Raw genomic sequence first — 15,424 nt, forward strand, 5'->3', positions numbered from 1 at the left:
CGGAAGCGTTACGGCGGACGGTCTAACTGTAACGCTAACAGTTTCGGTGTCCGGATACATCGAATCCGGCGTTTATCACGTCGTCGAGAAGCCCGAGTTCGCTGCCGAGTTCGGCTGCGGCTTTACGCACCACTGCGACGTCTTTGCCGACGAATTCGCCCACCATGTCGATGAACCCGTCAACAGAACCGCGCGCGCCAACGATGTCGACGACCCGGCTGGCGGCACTGCCGTGCCCGATCGCCTCCAGTAACCGCTTCTCGTCGATGCCCAGTCGGTCGCCAAGCCGCACGGCCTCGCGCAACAGCCCGATCTGCGCGGCGAACAACGCGTTGTTGATCAGTTTGACGGCCTGCCCGGCACCGATGGGGCCGACGTGTTGGATCGGGTCGCCGTAGCCGGCCAGCACAGGGCGGACAGCTTCGACGGCACGGTCCGAGCCGCCCATGTACAGCGTCACGTGGCCCGCGGCGATATCGTGCGGACCGCCGCTGACCGGCGCGTCAACGACCGCGACACCATAGGACTCGGCTTCCGCCGCGATGGCCTCCGCGGTGCGCGGGCTGCCCGTGGTGTGGACGACCAGCACGGCGCCGGGTCGCATCGCCGACAGCAACACGCTCTCCAGGCAGACCTGTTGCACCTGCTCGTCGGTGAACACACAGATGAGGACGACGTCGGCCTCAGCGCCGACATCGGCCAGGTCGGTTACCGGCTGCGCGCCGAGTTCACTGACGGCTCTGCGCTTCTCGACTGACCGGCCGAGTGCGCGCACCTCATGACCGCCCGCGACGAGGCGGCGCACCATGGGCGCGCCCATGCGGCCTGCCCCGACGAACCCGACCCGACTCATCGGGGATGGTCCATGGACTTCAACGCGGCGTCGGCAGCGTTGAACACGGCACCCTCGGGGGCCGACGCGTTGGCCGCCAGGCTCGCGGCGTGCCGGACGTCTTTCTGTAGTAGCCCGCCCGCGATCGGTGCCAGCCCCTCCAACGTTCCGCCGAAGACCGCGATGCTGCCGAGCGCCTTGCTGACCGCCGAACCGGCGTTGAGCACCTCGCACAGCTTGGTGCGAGAGATTCCGAGCGCATCGCCCAGTTCGAGAGTGCTGACCGCGCTGCCGAGGTTCGCGCTGAACAACAGGTTGTTCAGGATCTTGGTGACTTGGCCGCTGCCGAGTGGGCCGAGATGCACGATCGGGTCGCCGTAGGTGGCGAGCACCGGCCTGCACCGGTCGACGACTTCCTCGTCGCCGCCGACCATGACGAGCAGCTTGCCTTGCTCGACCGCGGGGCCGCCGCCGCTGACCGGAGCATCGATCACCGAAACACCCTGTGCCGCAGCCTTCTCGGCGATCTCGCGGCAGGTGTCGGGGTGCACGGTGCTGTGGATCGCGACGACGCCACCGGACGCCAAGCCGGCAAGCACCCCGCGGTCGCCGTAGAGCACCTCGCGGACGTCGTCATCGCCGACGACGCAGAGGCACACCAGGTCGCTGGCGCTTGCGAGTTCGGCGGGCGAGCCCGCGGTCTTGGCGGCGGTGTCTGCATACGGTTCGAGGCTGGCCTCCCGACGCGCCCACAGCGTCGTCTCGTATCCGCCCTCGACAATTCGCCGCGCCATGGGGCCGCCTTGGCTGCCCAATCCGATGAATCCGACGCGCATCAACCCGCCTCCCTCTCATTCGATGTGTCTTGTTGCGCCGCAACACATCCCTCGACGAACGACAACACTGAGGAGTGGTACGCGGGGGCGCTGAACGACAGCGACAGGTTGTGCCCAGTGTCGGCCTGCTGGTTGAGGACGAAGCGCGGCGATGATGTGAACATCGCGCCGATCTGCGCGAGAGTTCGTGGGTCTGAGCGCCAAACCCGCTCGTGTTGGGCCACCGTGAACTGCACAGGCACGCCAACGCGCGCCGCGAGAGCAGGAAAGTCGTGCTGTGGCCAGCTTCTGGTCATCCCGACCTCGTACAGCGCGCCGCCCGACGAGTTCGTCATTCCGGACAGCACGTCGTCGGGATACAGGTTTGCGGGTTGCCACAGTATGTCGCGCAACCCGGTGGGTCGTTGCGTCGCCGTGGCGTTCTTCAAGATCTCCGCTGTCTCCGGGTGGTATTCCACACCGGTTCCTGCCAATTCGAGACCGATGCCCCCTACCTCGGTGGCCATCCGCACCGCGAGTTCGCAGCCCGCGGAGTGGCCGAGGAAGAACAACCCCGCGCCGCGCGGGTGCTCGCCGAGCATCTTGTCGATCGCGCCAGATGTCAGGGCCACCCGTTGCTCCGGTTGGGCCATTGCCTCGGGATATGGAGCCGAGCTGCCATAGCCGGGCCGGTCCAGCGCGATCATCGTGTAACCGCTTGCCGCGCCGGTGCGTAGCAGCGACAGCTCCGGGTGGCCGGGGCAGTCGAAATACGCTGCGGTACTGGCACCGCCGTGAAACGCGACGACGACCGCCTTCGGGTCATCGGCCGCCGCGACCAAGCCCGACATCGGCACACCGCCGACGAGGACGACGCGCGGCCGCGGAGCCGCTGCGGCGGCGACATCGCGCCGCGGAGCCGCTGCGGCGGCGACATCGCGCCGCGGTGTCATGTCTGCGTCCTCAACAGGATCGCGCCGCTCGGGGTGAGCCCGCCGCTGCTGACCACCGCGACGCGGGCATCCTTCACCTGGCGGGGACCGGCCTCACCGCGAAGCTGCGTGACGGCTTCGTGGATCAGACCCATACCGTGCGTGCGGCCGTGGGAAAGCTGGCCGCCGTGCGTGTTCAGCGGTATCACGCCGTCGCGGGCGATGGCCTTTCCACCGTCGAGGAAGTCCTTGGCCTCACCGATGCCGCAGAAGCCGAGTGCCTCGAGCCACGACAGGCAGTTGAATGTGAAGCCGTCATAGAGCTCAGCGACGTCGACGTCTCTGGCCCGCAACGACGTTCGCGTCCAGAGATGGGCGGACTGGCCGAGCACCTGCGGTTCGTGCGTCAACGTGGTCTGGTCCCAGTCAGTGCGCTCGACGATCTGGGTGCCGACGGCTTCGAACAGCACCGGCTCCTTGGGTAGGTCCTTGGCCGCGTCGACGGCCGACACCACCACCGCGACGGCGCCATCGCATGGCACATCGCAGTCGTACAACCCGAAGGGGGTGGTGATGACCCGCGCGTCGAGGTAGTCGTCCATGGTCATCGGATCGCGGTAGATGGCGGTCGGATTCAGGGCAGCATTGGCGCGCTGGTTCAGCGCGATCCAGCCGAGCGTCTCTCGTGTGGTGCCGTACCGGTGGAAGTGCCGTTGGGCGTTGAGCGCCAACGTATGGGCCGCCGACGTCGCCCCGAACGGCATCTGCCAGCTGGAGGTGCGGGCACCGCCTGGCGGCGCCATCCGGCCTTCCTTCATCAGCTGCTGGAACGTCGCCTCCCACAGGGTGCGGAAACACAGCACATGGCGGGCCATGCCGGTGGCGACCGCCATCACCGCCGCGATGACGGAGCCGCCAGGCCCAAAGGTGTCCATGCCACCGTTGATCCACACCGGACGCAATCCGAGCGCGCCCTCGAGCGCGCTGACTCCGCCTTCGCCCATGCCGGCGATGTCGAGCCCGGGATATGTTGAGAGGCCGTCGATGTCCTCGAACGTCAACCCGGCGTCGGCGACGGCCTGCTCGCAGGCGTCGATGGTCAACGACAGCGGCGGTACCATCTGCCGCCTGCCGATCTTCGACATTCCGATCCCGGTGATCGCCGCCGCGTCCTCGAACTTGTCCTTGGTGAGCATCGGTGAGACGTGCTTGCCGAAGTCCTGCGGCGCGATCTCGTCGGCGGCCTGCGGTGCCGCCTCGGTTTCGGTCGTGGGGCGGAACAGCGGCAACCAGACGGCCCCGGCCTTGTCGGTGAGCTTCTCGAAGAGCACCTCGACCAGTTGGCCGATGCTGAGCTCGTCCGGATCGGAGTCGACGATGTTGGTGGTGAGCCGAACACGCGGATCTTCGACGATGGCGACCTGCGCGACGACATACGGCGGCGGCAGGTCCGGGAAGCCGAACCGGTGGTTGACCGTGAAAGCCGACAGTGTCGCCTTCCCCGACACGTCGCGCACGCCCATGTTGCGACCGCGGCAGTACCGGCAGACGGGCTGCGGCGGATGGATCAATGCCTCGCAGTCGCGGCACTCCTGGATGCGCAGCACGCCGTCACCGCCAGCGGTCCAGAAGAACTCGTTTTGGATCGTCAGTTCTGGCAGCGGCCGGGTCACCGGACGAACTCCGAAATGGCTTCACTGTCCTTGGGTTCGGGTTCAGGCGATTCTTCCGCGTCGTGATGGGCCACTGCGTCTGCGGACGGCCGGTGTTCGCCCATGTAGACGATCGCGTGCACGGGGCAGTCGAGCAACGCCCGCATCACCGCGTCGCGGTCCTTCTCGGGCACTGTGCCGTCGCCGACCAACGACGCGTAGCCCCAGTCGTCGAGCGAGAAGTGGTCCGGCGCGTGCCTGGCGCAGATGCCGAAGCCGTCGCAGACCGTTCGATCGAGCCGAATCCGCAAGCCGTCACTCATCAGTGAGACACCGCCTCCACTTCGTATGGCCGCGCGGCGTCGAATGCCGCAGTTCGGCAGGCCTCGCAGTCGTTGGCAAGGTGCTGCGCGACGAGTTGCGGGAACTGCCGCAGCAGACTTGCCGCGACGTTGGTGGCGCCGTCGAGGGTGCCGCATGCACCGCGGCTACGCAGCACAACTGACCATCGCTCGAGGCGTGTCACATCGTCTTGCGTTGCCACGCCGTCGCGTAACGCCGACGTGACGGCGGCCATCGCTGCGGTGCCGTTGAAGCACGATCCGCACTGGCCCGCGTTCTCACGGTCGAAGTACGACATCACGGACGCGGCAACGGCGACGGGGCAGTCGTCGGTGAGGATCGAGATCGCACCGCAGCCGAGGCCGCTGCCCAGCCTGCGGATCGTCTCGTGGTCGAGTGTCGCGTCGAGAATGTCGGTGTTGAGCAGGCCTGCGAAGTAACCGCCCATCAGCGCGCCGCGCACCGACTCGACGGACAGGCCGTGCCAGGTCAACAGCTCGGAAAATGGTGTGCCGTGCTGAATCTCGTATAACGCGGCGGGCCTGCCCGCACCCGTGATCGTGGCAAGAAAGGTGCCCGGTGACATCGGCGTGCCGACCGCGCGGAACTGCTGCGCGCCGTGTTCGTGGATGAAGGGGAGGTTGGCCAGTGTCTCGACGTTGCTGACCATCGTCGGCAGACCCAGCACCCCTTCCTCGAACGGGCGGGGTGGCTTGTCGGTGGGTTTGGCAGGCCCGCCGTTTATGCGGCGCACGGCGGCCGTCTCCTCGCCGGCCACATAGGTGGGTTCAACGGTGATCACGTCGACGTTGGTCTTGCTGAATGTTTGCGGCTCCAATTCCGCCAGCGCCGACGCGATCGCGGTGGCCGACTGAGGGTCGGAGACGTAGACATACGCACGGGTCGCGCCGACCATGGCGGACGCCAGGCGCAGCCCGTCGAGCACGAGATGGGGCCCGTTACGCATCAACCAGCGGTCCTTGACCGACGCCGGTTCACCCTCTTCGCCGTTGGCGACTACGACGGTCTGCGCACCACGGCGCCCGGCGTCGCGCACCGTGCGCAGTTTGGTGCCGAGTGGAAACGCGGCGCCGCCGCGGCCGAGCAGGCCTGAAAGGTCGACCTGTTCCAGCAGCGCGTCGGCGTCGGCGAGGGGTAGATAGTCACCGGCAGAAGGATGTAGCAGGCGTGGCTCGCAGTTCGGCGCGGTGACGATGAGGTCGGTGGTGCTGGACGTCATCAATGGTCCTTCTGCCGCGCGGATAGGCTGACCGACATGAGGACCGCGGTGGTGCGCGTCGGTGTCGACGCGGCAGGCCAGCTCGCGCCCGCGCAGCTACGCGAAGGCATGGCGCGTCTGCGCGAACTGGCCGGGCCCGCAGGCTTCGAGGTGGTGGAGCACGATCTCGCCGACTTGCCGCCGCGGCGCCGAGAAGTGGAACTCCTCATCGCCGGTGACGACCCGGCCGAACTCGAGCGGCGCGCAGTTGACTTGTGCGCCAAGGCGTTTGGCACCACGCCAGCGCCCGGCGTGTTGACGTACATCAGTCGCGGTACTGACGACGACGCCCACGGCGTGCTGGCCGGGTTGGGGCTGACCGGCGAGATCAATCGGGACGCGGGCGACGACGGCTGGGATGTGGTGCACGTGACGCTGCGCAGGGTGGACTTGGAGCGCGTGCCCGAAAGCCGCGTCCACACCGCGCTCGAGGCGTCGCTCAACTGCGAGGTACACATCCACACTGTCTAGCCGTCCAGGAACTTCAAGATCGCGGGGGCAGCCTGTACCCAGGTGTCGAACATGTTGAAGTGGTTGACCTTTCCCAGGGCGTTGTCCTTCGCGGCCTGCTCCCAGGCGTCCTCCGGCCACGGCGGGTCGATCAGCTCGGAACCCTTGATCAAACAGCTCACTTCCAGCGATGTCCGCTTCGGGTGGTCATAATCGTTCTCGCCGCCGCGGATGATCAGCGTCGGCACCTTGATGTTATCGAACATCCCGTCGTCGACCCCAGGAATCGTCTGCCCGGGTTTGGACACGAATGCATTCAGCCAACGCATCATCACCTTGACGAACTCGTCGGGGTCCAACGACAACAAGCGCTGTTCGTTGGCGGGGTTCTCGGCGATGCGCTCCTTCCACTCCTTCTGGTGCAGAAGGCCTTCCATCCCCATCGTGAGCACCGGTCGGATGTTCGGCGTGATGTAGTGCGCGCCGAGCACGAAGGTGCCGTACACGCCACCGACGATGTTCCACACCACGAGTTTGGTGGCGATGTCCGGATACAACATCACCGTCAGCATGGAATCCCGTGCACCGCCCGAACCACCCGCGATGATGCAAGGGCCGATGCCCAACGCGGTGATCAGCGCGTGCAGCGTCTCGGCCCGCATGTGAGATTCGGATTGACCGTAGAATTGCACGTCAGATTTGCCGCAGTTCGGTCGATCCCACAGCAGCACCCGGTAGCCACCGCCCACCAGCGCCTCGGCCAGCGGCCGCAAGCCGGGGATGTCCTTGCTGAAGCGCCCGCCCGGCGTGAGCACGATGAACTCGCCCTCATCGCCGAGGATTTCGTAGACGACGTTGCCGCCGTTGATCTCGATGACCTGTTCGCTCATGCTTGCACCAACACCTCGTTCCCGACGACGCGCACCGGGTAGGTGCGGATGCTCCACTCCGGTTTGACCGCGGTGGTCCCGGTGGCGAGCTCGAAACCCCATTGATGCCACGGGCAGTAGATGTATTCCAGGTCGCGCACCATCACCGCATCGCCCGGCACGCTGTCGTCGACGATGGTTCGGCCCCGCGCACGGCCCGAACACAGCGGACCGCCCTCGTGCGGACAGTAGTTCGCGATCGCGTAGAACGTGCCGTTGACGTTGTAAACCCCAACCCCGTGGCGTCCGATGGGGACGAGTTTGTGGGTGCCCGGCGGAATCTCATCGACCGTGGCGACGACATGCTCACGCCCCTGTGCCAATCTTTTCGGGCCTGCCGACGGCGTCTTCTCCGTGTCAGTCAAGTCAGAACACCCGTACCTGGCCCTCGAGGGCAGGCACCGTCTCAGGCAAGTGATAGGTCGCGATGCCGTTGCGGAACATCACGGCCTCCCTTGCGTGTTCGGGCAGGTGCTTGACCAGCCACCGCGGATCGTCGAACGTCCAATGTGGGTAGTCCGACGAGAACAGCAGGATCTTCTCGCACTCCATCCATTCGAACGCGCGTGTCAACTCGGTCTTGTTTTCGGGATAGTCGAGCGGCTGGGTGGTGAACTTGATGTGGTCCTTGACGTATTCCGACGGTTTGCGCTTGATGTCGACCCACGACTTGCGCGCCTCGTAGATGGCGTCCATCCGCCACATCAGCGGCAGGATCCACGTGAATGCGTGCTCCACCAACACGATTCGCAGTGTCGGGAATCGGTCGAAGAGCCCGTCGAAGACCATGCTCATCACTTGATTGGCGGCCAGCAGCGAATACGTGACCATGAAATCGTGGTTGTAGCTGGGGAAGCCGACCGGCGGGATCGGTAGCTCCTCGTGATGACTGCGTGACAGGTGACAGCTCACCGTGATGTCGTGCTTGGTCGCGGCTTCCCAGATCGGGTTGTACTTCGGATCTCCCCACGCGGGCCGCGGTTCGGCCTTGATCAGGACCTGACCCATGTAGGGATGCCCTGCCCACCGGTCGATCTCGCGCGCGGCATTCTCTGGCGCCTCGATCGCGACACAGATCGAGCCGCGCCAGCGCTCGTGCCAGTTGTTGTGGCTGTCCAGCCAATGATTGTCCTGCCAATCGTTGAGCGCACAGCTCATCGCGTGGTTCACCTCGGGGAAGCGCGCCGGGTACGCGGCCGGTTCGAGGATGGCGATGTCGGCGCCTGCCTCCATGATCAGCTGTTTGAATGCCAGATCCGGGTCACTGCCCGCGAACTCACCGTCGGCGGGGAAGGTGTCGGTCCGCATCGCATAGGCATGCGCGTAATCCGGTGCGTCGTAATAGATCTGGTCGCCGATCCGGCGGGGCAGGAAGTACTTGCTGCGCCACGGCTCCGGGATGTACTGCGCGAGAACCCCGCTCTTTGGCACCGGGTGCACATCGGAGTCGACGCATCGAACGGCGACGTGCTCCGTCGCCGGTTTGCGCTCTGCCACTGTGACTGTCATCGTGTCCTCCTCGGCTGCCTCACGGTGCTCCGACACCGGCCCCGACGTCTATGCCGTAGAGTTCAGCGGCGTTTCGCCAGCACAACTTGTCGCGTTGGTCGTCGGTGTATGCGGCGGGTACCGTCAAATCGTTGAGTTGCCAATGCGGATAGCTCGACCCGTACATCACCATGTCGTCCTTGCCGGTGAAGCCGAACCACTCGCCTGCGAACTCGGTGTCACCAGGGCCGTCCATGGCACCCTGGACGAAATAGGTGTGACCGGGCAGGTAATCGCTGGGCATCTTCGGCGCCCACGGCGTCTGCTCGAGGTGCGGACGCCCGAAGCAGTCCATCCTCCAGATGAACGGCGTCAGCAGATCGGCAGCCCCGTCGGCCCACACGAACTTCAACGCGGGCATCCTTTCGAATACCCCTTCGACGATCAGGTTCATCAAGTGGTACAGGAAGTTCAGTGCCATGAAGCTGACGTAGTTCTCGTAGGTCCTCGGCACACCTGAGGGTGTCGGTGCGAAGGACACGCCCGCTCCGACTTCGATGTGCACCGCCACCGGCAGTCCCGCGCCGGCAGCGGCCTCCCACAGCGGCCAATACTGGGGTTTGCCGTACAACTCCCGGGACTGCAGCGGAACGCCGATCTGAACCACCCGCGGGTGGTCGGCGTATTTCGCGATCTCGCGCAGTGCGCCAGTCACGTCGTCGGGATTGACGCGAATCGTGCCGCGGAACCGATCGGCGTAGGCGTTGTCCTCCAGCCACCGCGACACCATCATCTCGTTGTGCGCGGCCGCGATGGCCGTGCCGAGGTGGCGGTCGGGCATGATGCCCCGCGTCATTGGATGCAGGATCGCCACGTCGACGCCGCGCTCGTTGAACAACTGGCTGCCGACGAAGTCCGGGTCCGAACCGGGATAGCGTCGATCGCCCTCGGTGTTCGGCGCGTATTCGCCGCCCGGCGCGCCGTACCAGTCCATCTCGTAGTCGGGAAACCCGCGACTCTTGAACGGCTCGCGTAGGAAGCTGCGCAGGTCCTTGTTCGACTTACTGAAGATGTGCACGCTGGCATCGATGACGGGCGTCGGGAAACCGGACCGCGTCCCGTCTTGTATCTGCATCGCCAAAGCTGTCCTCCGAGTCATCCGGCCGACGTGGGCGCGTTCGAGCGCTGCGCTGGGAGCGCCGGATAGTCCTAGTGTAAAGCGTTGTTCTTCAATAGCAAGAATCTAGTTCTCAGCGAATCGCTTACCTTCATGCAGGTCAGGGTGCGTGCTGGTCCGTTGCGCGTGCCCGGCAACACGAAACGTGGTAGTCGATTCCAGAGAACGGCTACGTCATCTGGGGAGAATGTTATTCTCAGGTGGCGCGGCCGCAGGCGATCACGTCCCCGGGAGGCTTTGGGTGTTATTGGAGTTCGATGCCGATCAGCGGCTGTGGCAGGAGACCGTCCGTGATGCGGTGAACAAGCAGTGCCCACCCTCACTGGTACGCGACGTGGCCGAGAACGGTGTCGACCCCACCCCGCTCTGGCAGGCCTACGTCGACGGCGGCTGGACCGAGCTGACCGACGCCGAGAACGCTGTCGAGTTGGCGATCCTGCTCGAGGAACTCGGGCGCGCCACCGACCCGACGCCATTCCTGGCGACGCTGAGCCAGTACGCGCCGCTCGCGGGTGACAGGTTCGATTCGCGCCAGGCAGGCACCGCGATCTACAGCGGCGTGACCGCGCACCGGGATGCCGACGGATGGGTGCTGGACGGCACCGCACGCCATGTGCTCGACGGTGATCGCGCCGAACGGCTCGCGGTCGTCACCGCAGCCGGGGTGTTCCTGATCGACGCCGACCGCTCGGTCACCCGGCGCAGCCCGGTGTTCGATCCCGTGCTGCACATTGCCGAGGTGTCGTTCGCGGGCGTGCATGTGCCCGATTCCGATCGCGTGCATGTCGATGCGGAGAAGGCCCGTCATGTCGCACTAGCGGGGATGGCCATCACGACGGTCGGCGCATGCCAGCGGATCCTCGATCTGGTTCTCGAACACGTCAAGCAGCGACAACAGTTCGGCGTTGCGATCGGATCATTTCAGGCCGTTCAGCACAGGGCGGTCGACATGCATGTGGCCATCGAGCGCGCCCGTGCGCTGTCTTACTTTGCCGCACTGACCATTTCGGCTGACGATCCACGCAGGCGGCTGGCCGCCGCGATGGCCAAGGCGGCCGCGGGGGAGTGCCAGTCGGTGGTGTTCCGGCACGGCCTGCAGTTGTTCGGCGCCATGGGGTTCACCTGGGAGAACGATCTGCAGTTCGCGCTCAAGCGGGCGAAGGCAGGCGAACTGCTGCTCGGGGGAGCGGCGGAGCATCGGGAAGTCATAGCGAAGGAATACAGGCCCCTCTGATGCAGCTGACATTTGATTCCGACGTCGAAGAGTTCCGCGCCGAGTTCTCGGCGTTCCTCGACGAACATCTGCCGTCGGAGGCCGACACGCTGGAGCGGCCGAAGTCCGTGTCGCACATGCCGCAATGGGCGCGGGATTGGCAGCGACTGCTGTTCGACAACGGCTGGCTGCTGCCCGCTCAGCCGCCGGAGTTCGGTGGCCGCAACGCCACGGTCCTGCAGCAGTTCGTCCATCTCGACGAGCTGTGCCGACGCCGCATCTACCACAGCTTCAATCCGCAGGGCGTCAACATCATTGCCGCGTCTTTGATCTCGTTCGGTTCGGACGAACAGAAGCATCGCTGGGCGGTACCGGTGCTTCGTGGCGAGATGACCGCATCGCTCGGCATGAGCGAGCCGAGTGCAGGGTCGGACCTGGCGTCGCTGCGTACCCGCGCTCAGCTTATTTCTGACGTCGACGAGCCCTATTTCGTCGTCAACGGCCAGAAGGTGTGGACGTCCGGCGCACATCACGCCGACTTCCTGCTGGCATTCGTGCGCACTGATCCGGATGCGCCCAAGCACAAGGGCATCAGCGCGCTCATCATCCCGACCGACACCCCGGGCGTGGTGTGCAGGCCGTTCGCCGATATGACCGGGCGCGACAACGTCGATTTCAACGAGGTCTTCTTCACCGACGCGCGGGTGCCCGCCGAGAATCTGGTCGGCCCGCTCAACGGCGGTTGGGGGGTGGCGAACGGTTCACTCGGTCACGAACGCACCATGATGTGGCTCGGCTTCGCCGACCGGATCGACAACATGATCGCCGACTTCGAACCCCGCACCGCGCTCCAGCGCGATCAGTACGCCACCACGATCATGGATTACCAGGCGCTGCGCGCGATGGGATCGGCTGCGTTGGCCCGGGCGGCGCGTGGCGAGATGGACACCGCGTCGGTTTCGGTGTTGAAGCTGTTCGGCTCCGAGGCCGAACGGCAGGCCTTCGAGAACGCCTTGACCGCCGCGGGACCCGACGGGCTCACCCATCCGGCGACATCGGGGCCTTATGCGCACATGAACCTCGACCACTACTTCGTCAGCTGGTTCGAACGCTATGCCAGAAGCTTCGGCGGCACCATCGCGGGCGGCACGTCGGAGATTCAGCGCAACATCATCGCCACCCAGGTGCTGGGCCTGCCGCGGCGCTGAGTCCGGTGACGGAAACACTGACTCTCGACCGGCTCCGGCCCGGTATCCTTGTCCTGCAACTGAATCGCCCGAAACGCCTCAACGCGATCAACGAGGTCATGCGCGACGAACTCGCGCAGTCCTTCGCGACGATCGGGGCCGATGCCACGGTGCGCGTCGTGGTGCTCACCGGGACCGGCCGCGGGTTCTGTTCGGGCATCGACGTACGCAACTTCGGGCCGACGCCGCTGGAAGCGACGGACCCGGCGATCGACCGGCTGCGGTTCCAGGAGTCGATGGCCGCGCTGCCGCAGGCGATTTGGGATCTGCCTCAGCCGGTCATTGCGGCGGTCAACGGGCCTTGCGTCGGTGCGGGGTTCGCGCTGTGCCTGGCATCAGACATCCGAATCTGCTCGACGGCAGCCACCTTCGGCAACGGTGCGATCCTGCTCGGGTTGTCGGGCGCCGAGATGGGCATGAGCTATCACCTGCCCCGGATCGTCGGGACCAGCGTCGCCGCCGACTGGATGCTGACCGGTCGCACCGTGTCCGCGTCCGAGGCCGACCGGCGCGGACTGGTCAGCGAACTGGTCGAACCCGAGCGTCTGCTGGAGCGTGCGGTGCAACTGGCCTCGGGCATAGCGGAACTGGCACCGCTGGGCGTGCAGTTGACCAAGCGGGCACTACAGGTGAACACCGATGCGGCGGGGCCGGGCGCGGCCATGGAGTTGGAGAATCGCAACCAGGTGCTCACCCACGCCACGGACGAAGCCGCGGCGCGACGCAACCGCTGAGAGGGGACGAACTATGGCGTGGGACTTCTCGACCGACCCCGAGTGGGCGGCACAACTCGCGTGGGTCGACGACTTCGTCCGATCGGAATGCGAACCGATCGACCTGATCGTCAAGGAGTCGCACGACCTCAACGACCCGGTGCGCCAGGCGCTGATCCCGCCGCTGCAGGAGATCGTCAAAGACCGCGGCTTGTGGGCCACCCACCTCGGCCCGCACCTGGGTGGTCCCGGCTACGGCCAGGTGAAACTGGCTCTGCTCAACGAGATTCTGGGCCGGTCGGAATGTGCGCCGATCGTCTTCGGGTCACAAGCCCCCGACTCAGGGAACAGTGAGATTCTCGCCCACTACGGCACGCCTGAGTTGAAGAAGCGGTACCTGGAGCCACTGCTGGACAACCGCATCGTGTCGTGCTTTTCGATGACCGAACCGCAGGGCGGCGCCGACCCGAAGGTGTTCACCACCACCGCCACCCAGGACGGCGACCACTGGGTCATCAACGGTGAGAAGTGGTTCTCGTCGTTCGCCTCGATGGCTTCGTTCATCATCGTGATGGCGATGACGGACCCGGATGCGCCACCGTATGAACGGTATTCGATGTTCGTCGTGCCCGGCGAGACACCCGGCATCAACGTGCTGCGAGACGTCGGGCTCGGACATCAGCCGCTGGGCGGCGGCCGTGAGGGTTATGTCCGTTACGAGAACGTGCGCGTGCCCGCGGATCACATGCTCGGACCCCGGGGTGGCGCCTTCGTGGTGGCTCAAACGCGGTTGGGCGGCGGGCGAATTCACCACGCCATGCGGACGGTCGGCTTGGTTCGACGCATCTACGACATGATCTGCGAACGCGCGGTGTCGCGGTACACCCAGGGCGCGATGCTGTCAGACAAACAACTCGTCCAGGAGATGGTCGCCGACTCGTGGATGGAGATCGAGGCCTTCCGCCTGCTCACACTGCAGACCGCGTGGAAGATCGATCAGCACAACGACTACAAGGCGGTGCGCGCCGACATCTCCGCGGTCAAGGCGATGATGCAGAAGGTGTTGCACGACGTATCGGCCCGTGCGTTGCAGATACACGGCTCGCTCGGCACGACACACGAAATGCCGTTCGTGTCATATCTTGTCGAGTCCTTCGTGCTCGGCCTGGCCGACGGCCCGACCGAGGTGCACAAGGTGACTCTGGCGCGCCTGCTGCTCAACGATTGCAAGCCCGCCCCTGACATCTTCCCGTCAGAACATCTGCTTCGACTGCGCGACGCCGCCGAGGCGAAGTTCGCCGACAAGCTGGCCGGGATCCCGCGGACATGACGCAGCCAGACGCACGACGGTGCGAGGGCAAGGTGGCGCTGGTGACCGGCACCAGTCGCGGCCTGGGCAAGGCGATCGCGCAACGGCTCGCCAGTCAGGGCGCGACGGTCGCGCTGACCGCGCGCACGCTGGACCCCGACCCCAAGTATCAAGGCTCCCTTCGCCAGACATTGACGGAGATCGAAGCCGCGGGAGGCCGCGCCGTCGCGGTCCAAGCCGATCTGTCCAGCGCCGAGGACCGGGGGCGGCTGTTCGGCGAGGTGGTCGAACGGGTCGGCGCGCCCGATATTCTCGTCAACAACGCGGCGGTCACCTTCCTGCGTCCGCTCGATGAGTTCCCGGAGCGGCGGGTGCGGCTGATGATGGAGATGCACGTGTTGGCGCCGCTGCACCTGACACAGCTGTCGATTCCCGCCATGCGCGAGCGCGGTCGCGGCTGGGTGCTGAACGTGACATCGGTCGGCGGTGATCTGCCCGACGGACCGCCGTTCTCCGACTTCGATCGCACGGCGGGCTTCGGCGTCTACGGCACGGTCAAGGCGGCCCTGAACCGGCTGACGAAGAGCCTGGCGGCCGAACTGTACGACGACGGAATCGCGGTCAACGCCGCGGCGCCGACCAATCCGGTCGCCACCCCGGGCGCAGGCACCCTGGACCTCGCCAAGATCGATACCGAGGATATCGAGCTGATCACTGAGACGGCGGTCATATTGTGCACCGGCAACCCCAAGGTGCTCACCGGTCGCATCGCGCATACTCAGACGTTCTTGCGGGAGATCGGCTGGCTGAGTTGAGGCTGAGCTTTTTATCTGCAGAGCGCGCTGACCATCTATCATCTGGCCAACGGTCGTTTCATCCTCGGACTCGGCAGCGGCGAGACCGAAAACACGTGCCCTCCGGATTTGATTTCGCCAGGCGCGTAAGCCGCTTCGAGGGGGTCCTGATGAGGTGTCCGACGGCCCGGACTTCCCCGCGGGCATCGGGTTGTCCATTCGCTCCGCTATCGAAAGCATTGCGGCTCAACG

The 15,424-nt window shown here is 65.7% G+C and carries 16 protein-coding genes and 1 pseudogene; 7 read left to right on the forward strand and 10 right to left on the reverse strand.

The window, feature by feature from the left end:
• Positions 1 to 34: 34 nt before the first annotated feature.
• The 6 genes from ACGFK1_RS17940 to ACGFK1_RS17965 are packed head-to-tail and all read right to left on the reverse strand — an operon-like array spanning position 35 to position 5,813.
• On the reverse strand, positions 35 to 853 hold the full coding sequence (locus ACGFK1_RS17940; RefSeq protein ID WP_393431759.1) for an NAD(P)-dependent oxidoreductase: 819 nt from the start codon (positions 851 to 853) through the stop codon (positions 35 to 37).
• Positions 850 to 1,668, reverse strand: coding sequence for an NAD(P)-dependent oxidoreductase (locus ACGFK1_RS17945; RefSeq protein ID WP_393431762.1), 819 nt, complete (start codon positions 1,666 to 1,668; stop codon positions 850 to 852). The genes ACGFK1_RS17940 and ACGFK1_RS17945 overlap by 4 nt, the downstream gene beginning before the upstream one ends.
• Positions 1,668 to 2,600 (reverse strand): alpha/beta hydrolase, encoded by a 933-nt coding sequence (locus ACGFK1_RS17950; RefSeq protein ID WP_393431765.1) that lies wholly within the window; start codon positions 2,598 to 2,600, stop codon positions 1,668 to 1,670. Before ACGFK1_RS17950 ends, ACGFK1_RS17945 begins: the two co-directional genes overlap by 1 nt.
• A complete protein-coding gene (locus tag ACGFK1_RS17955) occupies positions 2,597 to 4,252 on the reverse strand; it encodes an OB-fold domain-containing protein (protein ID WP_393431768.1) in 1,656 nt (551 codons plus the stop codon). Before ACGFK1_RS17955 ends, ACGFK1_RS17950 begins: the two co-directional genes overlap by 4 nt.
• Positions 4,249 to 4,554, reverse strand: coding sequence for a ferredoxin (locus ACGFK1_RS17960; RefSeq protein WP_393431771.1), 306 nt, complete (start codon positions 4,552 to 4,554; stop codon positions 4,249 to 4,251). The genes ACGFK1_RS17955 and ACGFK1_RS17960 overlap by 4 nt, the downstream gene beginning before the upstream one ends.
• Complete coding sequence (locus ACGFK1_RS17965) at positions 4,554 to 5,813, reverse strand: NADH-ubiquinone oxidoreductase-F iron-sulfur binding region domain-containing protein (protein ID WP_393431774.1); 1,260 nt, start codon at positions 5,811 to 5,813, stop codon at positions 4,554 to 4,556. Before ACGFK1_RS17965 ends, ACGFK1_RS17960 begins: the two co-directional genes overlap by 1 nt.
• A gap of 36 nt (positions 5,814 to 5,849) precedes the next feature.
• On the opposite strand from ACGFK1_RS17965, the gene ACGFK1_RS17970 reads away from it, so the two are divergent.
• Complete coding sequence (locus ACGFK1_RS17970; RefSeq protein WP_393431777.1) at positions 5,850 to 6,323, forward strand: hypothetical protein; 474 nt, start codon at positions 5,850 to 5,852, stop codon at positions 6,321 to 6,323.
• On the opposite strand, the gene ACGFK1_RS17975 is transcribed toward ACGFK1_RS17970, so the two are convergent.
• Genes ACGFK1_RS17975 through ACGFK1_RS17990 form a run of 4 tightly spaced genes read right to left on the reverse strand, consistent with a single transcriptional unit; the run spans position 6,320 to position 9,854 of the window.
• On the reverse strand, positions 6,320 to 7,192 hold the full coding sequence (locus ACGFK1_RS17975; protein ID WP_393431779.1) for an alpha/beta fold hydrolase: 873 nt from the start codon (positions 7,190 to 7,192) through the stop codon (positions 6,320 to 6,322). The two genes, ACGFK1_RS17970 and ACGFK1_RS17975, sit on opposite strands and share 4 nt — an antisense overlap.
• Complete coding sequence (locus ACGFK1_RS17980; protein ID WP_393431782.1) at positions 7,189 to 7,596, reverse strand: Rieske (2Fe-2S) protein; 408 nt, start codon at positions 7,594 to 7,596, stop codon at positions 7,189 to 7,191. The genes ACGFK1_RS17975 and ACGFK1_RS17980 overlap by 4 nt, the downstream gene beginning before the upstream one ends.
• Before the next feature lies 1 nt (position 7,597).
• Positions 7,598 to 8,740 (reverse strand): amidohydrolase family protein, encoded by a 1,143-nt coding sequence (locus ACGFK1_RS17985; protein WP_393431785.1) that lies wholly within the window; start codon positions 8,738 to 8,740, stop codon positions 7,598 to 7,600.
• Between the two features lie 19 nt (positions 8,741 to 8,759).
• Positions 8,760 to 9,854 (reverse strand): amidohydrolase family protein, encoded by a 1,095-nt coding sequence (locus tag ACGFK1_RS17990; RefSeq protein ID WP_393431789.1) that lies wholly within the window; start codon positions 9,852 to 9,854, stop codon positions 8,760 to 8,762.
• 283 nt (positions 9,855 to 10,137) lie between these two features.
• On the opposite strand from ACGFK1_RS17990, the gene ACGFK1_RS17995 reads away from it, so the two are divergent.
• The 6 genes and pseudogenes from ACGFK1_RS17995 to ACGFK1_RS18020 all read left to right on the forward strand — a co-directional run.
• Positions 10,138 to 11,130 (forward strand): acyl-CoA dehydrogenase family protein, encoded by a 993-nt coding sequence (locus ACGFK1_RS17995; protein WP_393431792.1) that lies wholly within the window; start codon positions 10,138 to 10,140, stop codon positions 11,128 to 11,130.
• Positions 11,130 to 12,317: an acyl-CoA dehydrogenase family protein gene (locus tag ACGFK1_RS18000; RefSeq protein WP_393431795.1), complete on the forward strand. Its 1,188-nt coding sequence runs from the start codon at positions 11,130 to 11,132 to the stop codon at positions 12,315 to 12,317. The genes ACGFK1_RS17995 and ACGFK1_RS18000 overlap by 1 nt, the downstream gene beginning before the upstream one ends.
• Positions 12,318 to 12,322: 5 nt before the next feature.
• A complete protein-coding gene (locus ACGFK1_RS18005; protein ID WP_393431798.1) occupies positions 12,323 to 13,090 on the forward strand; it encodes an enoyl-CoA hydratase/isomerase family protein in 768 nt (255 codons plus the stop codon).
• A 13-nt stretch (positions 13,091 to 13,103) separates the two neighbouring features.
• Positions 13,104 to 14,399, forward strand: coding sequence for an acyl-CoA dehydrogenase family protein (locus ACGFK1_RS18010; RefSeq protein WP_393431801.1), 1,296 nt, complete (start codon positions 13,104 to 13,106; stop codon positions 14,397 to 14,399).
• Complete coding sequence (locus ACGFK1_RS18015; protein WP_393431803.1) at positions 14,396 to 15,193, forward strand: SDR family NAD(P)-dependent oxidoreductase; 798 nt, start codon at positions 14,396 to 14,398, stop codon at positions 15,191 to 15,193. Before ACGFK1_RS18010 ends, ACGFK1_RS18015 begins: the two co-directional genes overlap by 4 nt.
• A gap of 6 nt (positions 15,194 to 15,199) precedes the next feature.
• Positions 15,200 to 15,342: pseudogene (locus tag ACGFK1_RS18020) on the forward strand (LLM class flavin-dependent oxidoreductase); the annotation flags it as partial.
• Positions 15,343 to 15,424 lie beyond the last annotated feature (82 nt).

Source organism: Mycobacterium sp. NPDC048908, from assembly GCF_043197955.1.
In the GTDB taxonomy this organism is placed as follows: Bacteria; Actinomycetota; Actinomycetes; order Mycobacteriales; family Mycobacteriaceae; genus Mycobacterium.